This is a genomic window from Paenibacillus flagellatus, assembly GCF_003217775.1.
Lineage (GTDB): Bacteria > Bacillota > Bacilli > Paenibacillales > NBRC-103111 > Paenibacillus_AB > Paenibacillus_AB flagellatus.
Genome location: NZ_QJVJ01000015.1, coordinates 148,467 through 162,180 on the forward strand (window position 1 = coordinate 148,467; position 13,714 = coordinate 162,180).

12 protein-coding genes are annotated in these 13,714 nt (G+C 56.8%); all 12 read left to right on the forward strand.

Annotated features, from left to right (window positions below):
• Positions 1-2: 2 nt before the first annotated feature.
• Positions 3-734: a response regulator transcription factor gene (locus DLM86_RS27195; RefSeq protein ID WP_110843208.1), complete on the forward strand. Its 732-nt coding sequence runs from the start codon at positions 3-5 to the stop codon at positions 732-734.
• A gap of 125 nt (positions 735-859) precedes the next feature.
• Entirely contained in the window at positions 860-1,168 is a 309-nt protein-coding gene (locus tag DLM86_RS27200) for a hypothetical protein (protein ID WP_110843209.1), read from the forward strand.
• Positions 1,169-1,396: 228 nt separating this feature from the next.
• Positions 1,397-1,687, forward strand: a complete 291-nt coding sequence (locus tag DLM86_RS27205; protein ID WP_110843210.1) for a helix-turn-helix domain-containing protein — start codon at positions 1,397-1,399, stop codon at positions 1,685-1,687.
• Between the two features lie 750 nt (positions 1,688-2,437).
• Positions 2,438-3,205, forward strand: a complete 768-nt coding sequence (locus DLM86_RS31825) for a hypothetical protein (RefSeq protein ID WP_146250307.1) — start codon at positions 2,438-2,440, stop codon at positions 3,203-3,205.
• Positions 3,206-3,448: 243 nt separating this feature from the next.
• Complete coding sequence (locus tag DLM86_RS31830) at positions 3,449-3,631, forward strand: hypothetical protein (RefSeq protein WP_146250308.1); 183 nt, start codon at positions 3,449-3,451, stop codon at positions 3,629-3,631.
• A gap of 169 nt (positions 3,632-3,800) precedes the next feature.
• Positions 3,801-4,034 (forward strand): hypothetical protein, encoded by a 234-nt coding sequence (locus DLM86_RS31835; protein WP_146250309.1) that lies wholly within the window; start codon positions 3,801-3,803, stop codon positions 4,032-4,034.
• Between the two features lie 242 nt (positions 4,035-4,276).
• Complete coding sequence (locus DLM86_RS27215; RefSeq protein ID WP_158289686.1) at positions 4,277-4,531, forward strand: IS66 family transposase; 255 nt, start codon at positions 4,277-4,279, stop codon at positions 4,529-4,531.
• A gap of 196 nt (positions 4,532-4,727) precedes the next feature.
• Entirely contained in the window at positions 4,728-4,949 is a 222-nt protein-coding gene (locus DLM86_RS27220) for a hypothetical protein (protein WP_110843213.1), read from the forward strand.
• A gap of 137 nt (positions 4,950-5,086) precedes the next feature.
• Positions 5,087-10,951, forward strand: a complete 5,865-nt coding sequence (locus tag DLM86_RS27225) for a hypothetical protein (RefSeq protein ID WP_146250310.1) — start codon at positions 5,087-5,089, stop codon at positions 10,949-10,951.
• Positions 10,948-12,195: a hypothetical protein gene (locus DLM86_RS27230; RefSeq protein WP_110843215.1), complete on the forward strand. Its 1,248-nt coding sequence runs from the start codon at positions 10,948-10,950 to the stop codon at positions 12,193-12,195. Before DLM86_RS27225 ends, DLM86_RS27230 begins: the two co-directional genes overlap by 4 nt.
• A 500-nt stretch (positions 12,196-12,695) precedes the next feature.
• A complete protein-coding gene (gene vanR, locus DLM86_RS27235) occupies positions 12,696-13,400 on the forward strand; it encodes a VanR-ABDEGLN family response regulator transcription factor (RefSeq protein ID WP_110843216.1) in 705 nt (234 codons plus the stop codon).
• Between the two features lie 16 nt (positions 13,401-13,416).
• The coding region (locus tag DLM86_RS32540; protein WP_425454002.1) for a hypothetical protein at positions 13,417-13,714 on the forward strand (298 nt) is incomplete at its 3' end.

The window sequence follows — 13,714 nt, forward strand, 5'->3', positions numbered from 1 at the left end:
ACATGGCAGGAACCGTTCTGGTAGTAGAGGACGACGCCGACATCGGCGAAATCGTGGCGTTGTACTTGCGAAAGGAAGGCTTCTCGGTCGAGCTGGCGCCGGATGCGGGGACGGCGCTGGCGTCGTTCGCCCGCTCCGCGCCCGATCTCGTCCTGACGGACATTTTGCTCCCGGATACGGAGGGGACGGAGCTCGTCCGACGCATTCGCGAAAGGTCGGACGTGCCGGTCATTTTCATGAGCTGCAAACGGGAGGCGCAGGACGTCATCGACGGCCTCGAGCTCGGAGGCGACGACTATATTACGAAGCCGTTCGAGCCGAGCGTCGTCGTCGCCCGCGTCAAAGCCCACATCCGTCGCGCGCGGGGCCGTACGGCCGACGTCAAGCCGCCGGAGCCGGTATGGAAGGACCGCCGGCTCAAGATCGACCCGGTCAGCTGCGACGTGCGGGTGCGGGGGGAGCCGGTGACGCTGTTCGCCAAGGAACGGCAGCTGCTGCTGTTTTTGGCCGAACGGCCGAACCAAGTGTTCAGCGTGGAGCAGCTGTACGAGCAGGTTTGGGGATGGGACAAGCAAAGCGACATGCGCACCGTCTTCGTTCATATTCGCACGCTCCGCAAAAAAATCGAGCCGGACCCGGCCTCCCCGCGGTATATCCAAACCGTTCGGGGATTCGGCTACAAGTTTTGCTGGGCCGAGCCGACGGACGGCGGTGCCGCTACAAGCGGGGCATGACCGGACCGCAGGACGATTGACAAGGCGGTAACGCGAATGATACCATATGGGTCAATGCACCATCATGATTTCCGGGTCATTTCCGATCTTTGAAAACTCGATAAGTACGAAAGGACTGGGTGGATATGAAGCACGTTATCCGGCAGTTTCCCAACCTCGCGTTCACGGAGGAGGCCTGGGCCGCATCGGTCGGCGGCCGCGGTCTCGCCTCGGAGGATCGGCTCGGCATGTTCCGCGCCTTGATCGCCCTCGATCGGTTCGGCTTGGACGAATCGTTCGTAAGCGGTCTTTCCGAGACGCCGGACGGCGGCATCGAGCTGGCGTTTCGCGGGAAGTCCCGCAAAACGTGGGCTTTTCGAGCCGTCGCGGACGCGGGCGCCCCTTCGAAATTCGTCATCGTTCGGTTTTATGAGAAACCGGACGGCGACGCGTGACGGATAAGGGCGGGGAGACGATGGGTAGGGATCGGGAGGCGTTGGCAGGGTGCGCCCCCCGGTCGGGAATCCCACGGTCCGACCTATCGTACGATCGAGTGAACGGGAACGGAAATTCGCATACGGCTAACAATCGGAGGAAAAGGAGAGGATGGATGGGAGGAAGCAGCGCGTACGCGTCCTAAACGATCGACGGAAAGCAAGGCAAGGCGAAAGGAGAACAACATCTTGAAAACCGGAAAACGGGTTGGGGATCATGTTGTTCACGAGTTGGACCAGTTGGAAGTGCCGCCCGAATATGAAGTATTGATCCGACCGAAAATCGAAATTGCGCAAGCGATCAAACGACAATTGGAAAACAGGCGGATGTCCGTCCGCAAGCTCGCCGAACGCACCGGCATGCAGCACCCGCAAATCGTGCGCGTCACGAGCGGAGATACGAATTACAACATCGATACGCTGTTGAAGCTGCTGGATGCATTGGATTTGGAAGTCGTCATTCAAGAAAAGAAGCTTTAAAAACGAATCAGACCATATGTTTATTTCGTTATGCCCGAAACCATGAAAATACGGGTAAAGGAACGGCCGATTTGGTATTGAAGCGATCGCTTTTTGCGGTCGCTTTTTTGTTTGATTTGGATCTCTCCCGGGTAGTGGGAATCCGAATTTGGCGATTTGGTCGCAAATTTACCCGAATTTTCGGTTTTGCTGGATTTAAATCAGGGTTTCGGTCCAATATGTAGAGAATGGGTGTCTTTTTCAAATAACGCCTAAGAAGAAAGACCATTTTATAGCCTTTGCTGTTGTGATGCTGTTAACAAGCTGGATCATCCATTATGGGGGGCTAACTCCACAGCCGTTTGGAAAAAAATACGAAACGGCCACCTTATATTTCCTCTCTTTTTTCCTTCACTGAGTCAACCCGTTCTAGCCGACACTTTAACTTTTCCGAGGACCCGATCCAAGTCCTCAATTGACTCGTCCAGCAAAAGCTACCTATTGCCGTTTAGGAAAGTTGTCGTTCGCCCGTCAGCATATTCAAAATAGCTAATATCAGGAACACATCCGGATGTCGAAAGCAAATGATAATTTACAATTTTTTATATTTTTTTCTGCATTTTTATTTTTTTTATATAATAGGAAAACAGGAAATATGAACTATGGAAGGGAATTGTTAAATAATGGTATTATTAATGTGTAAATGGGATGGAGTGGTTTTAACGATTTTCCGGCCGGATTATCAAATACAACTATAAGGAGGATTCCCTTTTGAAAAAAGCTATATCGTTATTTCTTACAATAATGTTTACACTTTCGTTATTTTCAGTAGCCTCGGCCCAGACGAACCCAGATGATGTGCTACGTCAAAAAGGATATCCTCAAGAAATACTTGATATTTTAAGCTATAATGATAAACAAGATCTTATTTCGAATGGTGTCGTCAAATTTGAAGGTAGTTCAACAAAAGAATACTATTATAATGACCAAGGTAACCTAGTCCAAAAGGGCGAACTCTCTACACTTGGTACAATTCCTACAACCGATTTATCTCTAGTCACGCTTTATTCCGGATTAGATCCGGCACCAGATGGTACAAAACGTTATCGTATTACTACGAACTTCCGATGGAAGAATAAGCCTCAAATTCGCGATGATGACAAAATCGGATTAGCTTATAACGAATACTTTACAACTGATCCTATTACAAACGGGAATTACTACTGTTCTCACAATACCGTTTTAAATGGCCAGTATTACCAGCACGTTAGTAACTGCGGTGGTAGACCTTCCGATATCTCAAATTCTGGCGCTGGCTGGACTATTGAGTTAACACCAACCTACCTCGATGCAGGTACAGTTTCTATGAACATTAAAGCGAAGGAAGCTGCTACTGGAAATAAAACCGCGGTAGCTCTTGGAAAGTATGGTCACAACAAAGCAGCAGGATCGCAGCTTCAAATTAATTTTGTACTCGGATCTATCACATTTACCGGGAGTTTTGATGACGCAGCTTCTCAAGCATCGTGGACATTCTAAAATGAATAGAAGGATTAACAAGGAAGCCATTTATTGGCTCTCCTTGTTTTCATTTTAAGAATAGGGGTTGACATTTTGATTTTTTCTAAAAAAAGACGAGTAGCTACTCTAATAATTGTCATATCGACGATTGTATTATGCGGATTTCTCATACTGAATAGTTTTAATATTGATTCGAATAATAATATTGAAATATCTACAACCGGATTCTATCAAATAAGTAATAAAGGGAAGCTCAACGAAATGTTATGGATTGATGCCATCGATGCAACAAACAATGTCATTAGAATAACTGTAGACGAGGCTGAGGTGTGGGAGAAGATCGAAATTGGCGGAAAATTCACAATACATTTTAAAAAATCAGGAAATAATAATTTTTCTTTAGTATCCATTCATCCTGAGACATACAATGGAAGAATAGATTAAATAGTTTAAGCATATCCGAACAAGAGATCGGGGCCCCCAGTCATACAATCTGTCAAATCAATATTTCCGATAGGCCCCTGCACGGACCTAGCCGCCGGCTCAGATTTAGCTAGGTCTAGTTTCATATTTCCAAAAGTTATTTTAACAGATTTGTTTGGAAGTAAGTCATGTGAAACTCATTTTGGCAGGCATACTAATTCTTATCGGTTTGTTCGTTATATACCGAGGGTTTACAACATTAACGTTCAAGGCACGTGGAGAAACGATCCCTGTGCTTGGATTTTTAATTCCAACTCAAGATTGGTCATTATATACCTTCGGTGCTGCTTTCGTTCTGTTGGGCATCGCTAATACTGCTTCTCCACTCAGGGCTCAAAAAATCATGCGTCGCGCTGCGTACTGATCGCCACGGCTTTCCGTGGGCTTCTTTTCCTCCCCCACTTCCCACTTATCCAATAAATGTGAAATCCCGAACTTGCTTCTGCATGCAACTTCGTCTGCTCTTACTGGAAATGGAGAAACTCATAGAAAAAACAGCAGATGGTAGGACATTGAATGGGTTGCCCTTGGGGGAACCCGGGAATCGCGAAGAATGGTTAGAACGAGTGCTCATTCCGGAACTAAATAGAAAGGTATTGCCGGTGGGTGCTGTACGAGTACCAGCGAACGCAGGGCGGCGACTATCTCCGAAACTTCCTGGGCCGGGTTGACGGCTACCTACATATTGATGACTACGCCGGTTACCTCAACGTGGCCAAGGTGAAGCTTGTCGGCTGCTGGGCGCATGCACGCCGGACGTTCGACGAAGCTCTGAAGGCGGCGCCGCCGGAAGCTCGAAAACCGGGCAGTGTCACCGGCCAGGGTTTGGCTTATTGCAACCCCTGGGTGAAGAGGAACTAATTCCAGTATATCTGAACCCTGCTCCCGCCGTTAGGTGGGGGCTATTTGACACTCGCGTCCTCTCCATTTTCGTACTTCCAGAGACGATTTAAATTCCAGCTTGGCGCTGTTATTTGACTTTATGGTAATATACATGATACCATTTTGGTAATTTATATAATACCAATTACGTTTCGCGAATGGAGTGGATCAGCTCGTGTACGCCGTATTTTATCGGAGCCGACGATTGACCCGTCCGGGGCCGTTGACGCTCGCGCAGATCGATTTGCTGCGGTTGAAGGACGTTTTGTTGAACTTGGAGATCCGGGAATGCCGAGGCGGCGTTCCGACGCCGCCCGGAGAGCGGACCCGGATCGAACGGACCTATGTCGAACGGACCAATGTCGTTCCGTTCCCCGCCGGACCGGAATTCGCGTGACTTCCGGCGGGACTTTATGCCGAGTGTTTTGCACTAAATTGTCCTCAGGCGATAGAGGGTTCGGAAGTTTTTTTGTCGAATAGTAGTTCTTTGGTAGCGACAATGACAATCCGAGTATGGGAGAAAGGGTGCGCAAGTTGAACCAACCTGACGATTCTTTGCTGCAGCAGCTGGTCGGCCAAGCCGACCGGCTCAGCGAACGGCTGCACGAGGCCGGATACGTACTGCGTTCGAAAGGAACGCTTCCCGAGCGGAAGCTGGCGGAGGACATCCTCGAGCTGCACGGCTTGTTCAGCCGGCTGTACCAGGAGATGCAGGCGGCGTGGAAGGAGGTCGGCGCGCCGCTGACCGAAGCGCCGCAGACGATCGGCGACCTGAGGGAGCTTCACGACAAGCTGGAGCGCGAGCGGTCGCTCCGGCAGCTGGCGGTTTGGCCGCTCCGGGCGGCGCGACTTCAATCGTCGCTAGCCTCGGACGAAGCGGCGGTCGCCGCCGTGCGCGAACAGGCAAACGAGCTGTATGCGCGCGCCCGGAGCGGGCAATCGTTCGCGGAGGAGGACGTCGCGCCGTTCATCGCGCTTGTCCGCCTGCTGACCGAAGGCGATTCGCTGTCCGACGAGGAATGGACCGATTACGACGGCTTGGTGCGGCAGCGGCTCGGCCCTTCGATTTCGCTCGCCTTGACGCGCAACCGGCTGAGCTTGGCGGATGCCGGCGAGGAAGCCGAAGCGTCGTCGCCGGCGGCAAGCGCCGAGTCTGCCCGGGACCCGGCGCCGGCCGAGACGCCGCAGGCGAAGCCGGATGAGACGGCTGCCGCCGATCCGGCCGAAGCCGGACAGGCGGAGGCCGAAGCGGCAGCGACGACGGCGCCCGAAGCCGCACCGGCGGAGGGGGCAGCGAAGGCGTCGCCGCAGCCGCGGAAGCTCGCGGAAGCGGTCGCGGATGTCCGGCCGAAGCCGGCCGATCCGCTCGCGGCGCTTCCGAAGCTGAGCTGGGACAACGACGCGCTCGGCGCCCGCCGGCTGGACATGGACCGGCTGCTGAACGCGCCGGCCGAACCGGCGGCGGGGGCCGCCAAGCCGATCAAGAGCGTCTCGCTCGCGCGGAAGAAGAAGGGGGCGCCGGTCGCATCGGCGGACGCCGCGGCAGCCGCGGAGCCGGCCGAATCGCCCGCGACGGACGATGCCGCCGCACGCGCCGCATCCGCCGATGCCGCGCCCGAGGCGCCCGAGGCGTCCGTCGCCGCGGTCGCCGATGCGAGCGAGGCTCCCGAACCGGCGGAGGCACCGGAAGCCGTCGCCGATGTTACCGATATCGCCGAGGCCATTGCCGAGGCGGAGGCGCCGGAAGCGATCGCCGCCGAAGAGCCGCCCGCCGCACCGGAGCCCCCGGCTCCCGCGGCCGTCCGCCCGGCCGAGCCCGCACCGGCCGCAGCCGAGGGCGGCTGGACCGGCGGCACGATCGGCGAGCTCGCGAGCGTCGCGCTCGCCCGCCTGACGGCCGGCGCCGTCCCCGACATGGCCGAGCTGCTCTGGCGGCTGCTGGCCGAAGACCGGCTGAACGCCGCTTACCGGATCGCCGAAGCGATGGAGAAGGGCGGCGCCGGGGCGCCGGTTCCGTCGCGGCTCATCCGCGCCATTATGCTGTCGCAGCACGTGCGCCATAACTCCGGCTACATCATGCACTTGCTGAAGGAGGATATCGAGCACGTCCTGGCGGATTCGGCTCTGCCGAACGGCAAGGAGTGGGCGGGGTATTTGTTCGCCGCGGCCGCCTACCGGACGACCATCCTCGCGCCCAGCACGAACGGCTCGCAGCTGCTCGGGAAGCTCGGCTTCACCGGCAAGCTGTACGAGCTGAATAAAGAAATTCGCGAGTTCGGGCAAAACTTCATCCCGCTCGATCCGCACCTGCTGCGCACCATCCGCTCCGAGGCGAGCTGGCAGGCCGATCTGAACGATTTGCGGACCCGGGTCGAGTCGGACATGGTCCGGCTGTCGAACATCCGCATCTTGTTCCAGGCCGCCTCGAAGGTGTGGAAGCGGTGGATGGAGAAGGGCGGGCTCGTCCATTCGATGCTCGACCCGATCCGCCGCAACGATACGGAGAGCATCCCGTTTCTGAAGGAGCAGCTGGAGCTTTACTCCGATCCGTCCGAGGTGCAGCGCATGGTCGACTATACCGACCGCACCGAGCTCGGACGCTACACGGGCAGCACGATTACGGCGCGGGCGCTCACGCAAATCCAGACGCACTTCGGGGAAGCGTTGAATCTCGTGCGCGAATGGATCGAGCTGATCGATACGCAGCCGGGCCACTTGAACCAGTTCAACCAGCGGCAGGCGAAGGCGCTGCAGACCGGCCTGCTATCGCGCCGCGACGCGGTACACGGCGAGCTCGACGCGTTGGCGGACGAGGACAAGCCGCTGCCGGTGCGCGCTTCGATCGCCGTGCTGCGCCGCGCGCTCGACAACGTCTATTCCCTGTTCGATCCGAATACGCCGCTGACGAACCGCGAGCCGGACCCGAACTACATCCTGAACGGACAGTTTTTGGCCATTCCCGATATCCCGCTTCAGCCGAACTGGGAGCCGTATTACCCGGACCGGTTCCCGGTCGCTCCGCTTCTCCGCTCGATGACGGAGCCGCCGAAGGATATCGTCGAATCGTTCCACAGCCGTCTCGAGCTGCAGGATTTGGAGGGCGCGCAGCTCATCCTGAAGCTGCTCGGCCAGCAGCCGGACGCGGGCGTCTCGACCGACCTGCTGGACGATTTGCAGAGCCGTTTCGACCGGCGGGGCAAAGATTGCCAAGACTCGCTTCACCTGAATATCCGCGACTGCATCAAGAGGGTCGAGCAGGATTTTACGCTGAACCTGCTGAACGAAACGGACCGCTCCAACCATCTCGCGGAGCTCGAGACGATGACCCGGCAAGTGAAGGAGACGCTGTACTTCCCCGAGCCGATCGAGAGGCTGGACCGGCTGCGGGCGGAATTGGGACGCGTCCGCGAGAAAGCCGCCGAGCAGGCGTGGGGCCGGTTCCAGGAGGCGGGTGTCGACGAGAGCCACCCGGACTACGACAAAATCCGCAAGGTGCTGAACGACGGCGACCTGCACACCGCCAACGACTACTTGCTCCGCCTGCAAAGCAACGAGCCGATCGATCTGGACGAGCAAACCCGCGAGCCGATGCGCGAATATTTCGATCCGAAGTTTTTCGCCGACATCATGGACTATTTGGAGCGGGCTAATGTCCGGAAAATCGTGCAGGAGCTGAAAAAACGCGACGCCAAGCCCAACCAGACGCTCGGCCCGCTCTCGATCGGCCGCGTCCCCGGCGCGCAGAAGGATCAGGCCGCCGAAATGGTCGAGGCTTGGTACGCCGCGAAGAAAACGCAGACCGGGCTGCTGGCCGACGAGAAGCATCTGCGCACGATTTTGAACGGGGTCGGTCTGCAGGTGCGTACGGTGACGAAGCACAGTACGGTACGCAAAGGCCGCCCGTATCAGACGATCCAGACCGAGATCGTCTCCGAACGGACGCGTTGTCCGATCCCGCTGTACGGCTCCGAGGCGAACGGGCAATACCGGATTTACAGCTTCTGGGAGCGGCTGACCGAGGAGGACATCATGCACGAGATCGGGGAGACGAGCCGCAGCGAGCCGCCGGTCATCGTGCTCTACTTCGGGCGGCTGACCGCGCAGAAGCGGCGCGACCTGGCGCGTTTGTCCCGGGAGCGGAGACGGACGTTCGTCATTCTCGACGAGACGCTCATGTTCTTCTTGTGCGGGGAGCGCGGCTCCCGCCTGCCGGTGTTTTTCAAATGCGCGCTGCCGTTCACGTTCACGGAGCCGTATACGATTACCGGATCGATTCTGCGCGCGGAAATGTTTTACGGCCGCCAGTACGAGCTCGATTCGATATTGGAGGGCAAATCGGGGCTCGTCTACGGCGGCCGCCAGCTCGGGAAGACGGCGCTGCTCCGCGCGGCGGAGAGACGGTTCCACAATCCGGAGGAAGGCAAATACGCCGTCCTGATCGACCTAAAGGCCGAAGGGATCGGCTCGGACAAAGCGCCGGACGACATCTGGGGGCTGATCGCCCGCGAGCTGAACCGGATCGGCGTGCAGGAGATCAAGGCCGGGCCGTCCACCGCCGACAAGCTGTGCGAGCAAATTTTGACCTGGATTCGCCAAGACCGGAGCCGGCGGCTGCTGCTTCTGCTCGACGAATCCGACCGCTTCCTCGATATCGACGCGAGCGAATATGGCCGGGCCTCGGAGGACTCGAACCGGGGCAAGGAAGGCTTCATCCGCTGCTCGAAGCTGAAGGGCTTGATGGAACGGTCCGACAAGCGGGTCCATATCGTGTTCGCCGGCCTGCACAACGTACAGCGTTCGTACAAAAACCAGAACGACCCTCTCGCCCATCTGGGAGAGCCGATCTGCGTCGGACCGCTGTTCGCCAAGGAAGAGTGGCGGGAAGCCTGGGCGCTCGTCGAGCGGCCGTTTGCGGCGATGGGCTACTTCTTCCAATCGCGCGACCTGATCACGCGGATTTTGTCGCAGACGAACTATTACCCGAGCTTGATCCAGCTGTACTGTCACCAGCTGCTGCGCCATATGACGGAGCACCGGGCGCTCGCTTCGTTCTCGAAAAATACGCCGCCGTACGAAATTACGTCCAAGCACGTCGACGAGGTGTATCAGGACCGGGAGCTGCAAAAGGCGATCCGCCACCGGTTCAAGCTGACGCTGCAGCTGGACGCCCGCTACGAGCTGATCGCCAATATCGTCGCGTACGAATCGCTGACGGACGAAAGCGCGGCGAAGCACGGCATGTCGACGAAGGACATCAAGGAGAAGGCGCTCGAATATTGGCATCAAGGGTTCAAATCGCTCGACTCGTTCTGGGTGCTGCTCGACGAGATGGTCGATCTCGGCGTGCTGCGCCGGGTGCGGGAAGGCTACTTTGCGCTCCGCAATCCGAACCTGCTGTCGCTGATGGGCTCCGAGGAAGAGATCGCGGACGAGCTGCTGCGCGAGCGGGTCGTACAGGGCGAGTACAACGCCTCGCATTTCCGCGCGGCTTATTATTACAACGGCCAAGGCGAAAATTTGTCGGTGCGAAGCCCGCTTACGGCCGAGCAGGATTCCGAGCTGCGCCGCCTGCCGTCGAACAACCGGGTGTCCGTCATTTTCGGCAACCGGGCCGCGGGAATCGGCGACGTCGCCAAGTTTCTCGAGATGAGCTACGGCAAACATTTGCTGGCGTTGAACGGCGTTCTCGAAATGCCTGCTTTTATCCGCGGGGTCAAGGAGTTTGTCGATAAAAAAGCGGGCCAAGACATCCACGTCGTGGTCGGCGTCGATTGCGCCTGGACGCCCGAGTGGGTCCACGAAGCGGGGCGGCTGCTCGGAAGCGCCAAGATGGACCGGGTGCGCATCAGCTTCCTGTCCGATCCGGAGCAGACGCTGGCGCTCGTCAAGTCGAACGACGCGATCGTCGACGAATTTACGGAAGCGGGCGTCGTCATGCTTCATTTGCAGCCATGGCACATGAACACGCTCGCCCAATGGCTGAACGACTGCGATCTGGAGAAGTCGGGTCCGGTGCAGGCCGAAATTTCATCGGTCACGGGCAACTGGCCGTCCATTCTCATGCGGCTGTACGACAAGGCCCGGGCCAATCCGCACCAGCTGAGAATTCAGCTGCAGAAGCTGAAGGCGGACATGCTCGACAGGAAGAACGCCGCCGACATGCTGGACGAAATGGGCGTCAACCGGGCCGATTGCCAAGCGCTGCTGACGGCGCTGTCGTTGGCCGAATCGACCGCGACCGATTTGGCCGCCTTCTGCGACATGCCGGAGAAGCTCGTGCGTTCCGTCCTGCGATGGGCCGAGCTGATCGGCATCGTCCGTTACTTGGGCAAAGACGGCTGGACGATCGATCCGACCGTCGGCGGGCTGCTTCAGGCGGTCGAGGGGGAAACGGCATGAGACTGTTTTGGTGGACGCTTCCCGGTCCCGCCGATTTTTTGGCCAAGGTGGCCGACGACTTGAAGTACGGCAACCAGGTGTGCCTGATGCTGCCCGTCACGTTTCCTTGGAACTTGAAGGCGTACGTCCGGGAGCTGATCCCGGACGGCGGCGGGTGGGACTGGCAAAGCTTGCGGCTCGACGAGTTCGGAGAGGACGCGCGGAATCCCGCCGCTCTCTTGTACGGCATCTACTTGCCTCGCACGAAGCCCAGCGTCGTGCGCGATGCGGCCAGCCTGCTGCGCGAGGAGGAGTTTTACGGCAAAGTCGTCTGGCTGGAAGGGATGACGTCCGAGCTGTGGCCGGTATGGAAAACGTTTCTGGAAGATTACGCCGCCCTCAGCCGCAAAATCGACGCCTACGATCAAACCCGATTCGTCGTGACGCTGACCGGCGATCTGACGGAGGATCCGCCGAAGCCGGACATGGGTCTCGCGATTCACGAGTGGCGCGGAACGATGGACAAGCTCGACATGCGGCTGTACTGCTCGGGGCAAATCCGCAACCGCCCGGAATCGCGCGTGAAGAAGGCGCTGCTCGTCGAGCTGAGCGCGCACTTGGCGCAGTGGGATTTGCTTCTGGCGGAGCAATTGAGCTATGAGGAGCTGGAGGAGCTGGTCGAGCCCCGCGCCCTGCTGCTCGACTACGCCCGGCAGTTCGAGTGGGAGGCGTCGGCTTCCTCGTGGAGCCAAGGCTCCGCGAACGTGCTGGAGGACCGGATATCGATTCATTCGGCGTTCATGACGCTGTCCGGCGACCATGCCGGCGTGCGCCGGCGCGTCTGGGAAGCCCAGCTCGCCGTTTTGTTTCCGCTTATCGAGGAATGGCGCCTCACGCTGATCGATTTTTTGCGGCCGGTGCTGACGGTTCCGTTTCAGGTGGACAACCGGTGGGTCCACGATGCTTATGCGATGGAGATCAATCATGTGGACTACCAAATCCGCGATTCGGCACTCGTCGACGCCGGCTTGAAAAATTGCGTGAAATATTTGAAGATCATCCGCAACCGGTTGGCGCATCTGAAGCCGTTAACCCGAGCGGACCTGCATTGGATCGACGCCTTCGACGCGCTTCCCGGGCTGCTGGTCGAGGAAAAGCGGCCGGTACTGCCCGCGCCGGTTTCCGCCGCTTCGTCCGCCGCGTCGGATGGGGCCGGTGCCGACGGCTCCGGAGAAGCGGCCGCCGTACGCGACGCGAGCGCGTAGCGTTTAACGCGAGTCGCGGCTTCGGTTCGCGAACCGGCCGTTTTTCACACGGGCATTTCCGTTGTTCCGGTCCCTCAAAAAACGCAAGCGATGGTGTGGGACTGCTGTTACTGGTTCGATTTTTACTACAAGGTGACCAGCGATTTGGATTTCGCCGAGCATGGTTATAAGGTTTGTTTAAGTCAGCGTTATGGATAAGTATGCGTTTGCTGCGCGGGCCGCGTCGGGGAAATTCCTCGCCGCGGCCCGTTTTTTTGCGCGCGACTTGACATTGCGATTTTTTTTAATGCGAGTAGGGAATCCAATCGATGACAAGCGGAGGCGAATGGCCACGTTCGGTTCGACGGTCGGTTGGCGATCGAGGACGTTTGGGCAATGGCGGAGGAAGGAGGCGAGTTATGAAAATCTTAATGATTTCTTATATAAGAACTCATAAATATAGTTACCGATTTTAGTAAAATAGTAGGATGTCGCGTTCTGTCCGAAAGGAGCTGAAAATGATGTGCGCTAACGTTCTCGTTGTGGACGATGAACATGAAATAGCGGATTTAATAGAAGTGTATCTGCGAAATGAAAATTATGAGGTGTTCAAGTTTTACTCTGCGAAGGAAGCTCTTTCCTGCATGGAAGCGGCGGAGCTTGATCTTGCCATTCTGGACATTATGCTGCCGGACATCAATGGTTTTACGCTTTGCCGGAAAATACGGGAACAGCATACCTATCCCATCATTATGCTGACGGCCAAAGACGAAGAGACGGATAAAATTACGGGGCTAACCTTGGGTGCCGACGACTATATCACAAAACCGTTCCGTCCGCTTGAGATGGTAGCGCGTGTAAAAGCACAGCTGCGGCGTTATAAAAAATACAACACGACGCAGTCGGCGCCCGTCGCCGAGCCTGTAATCGTCCATTCGGGTTTGGTTATGAATGTAAACACGCATGAGTGTCTACTGAATGAAAAACCTCTCGAACTGACGCCCACCGAGTTTGCCATACTCCGCATTTTACTGGAGCGAAAGGGCAGGGTGGTGAGTGCCGAGGAACTATTTCATGAGATTTGGAAGGACGAGTATTACAGCAAAAGCAACAATACGATCACCGTCCATATCCGTCACTTGCGCGAAAAAATGGGCGACACTGTAGAAAAGCCAAAGTATATCAAAACCGTTTGGGGGGTCGGCTATAAAATTGAAAAGCAATAGGAAGGGCCATTATGCCATGCTGAAGCGAAAAGCTTTTTTACAGATGCTGCTGATTACGGTCACCGCCGCCGCTACCGTCCTTTTGTTGCGGGATATTTTGCGTGGACAGATTGGAGATCGCATCGTTCAATATCTGATTAATACGTTTCATCTGGACCATTCCGATGCGCAGACCATCTATCATTATCCTGAATTTCGAAAGCGCATAAGAATGCGGTGGCGATCATCCAGGAGCGGATCAACAACTGTGAATAAGTGGGAGTGGGACCAGCGAAATTTTGAAACCAATATCCACATGGGGATAACTCCCCCCT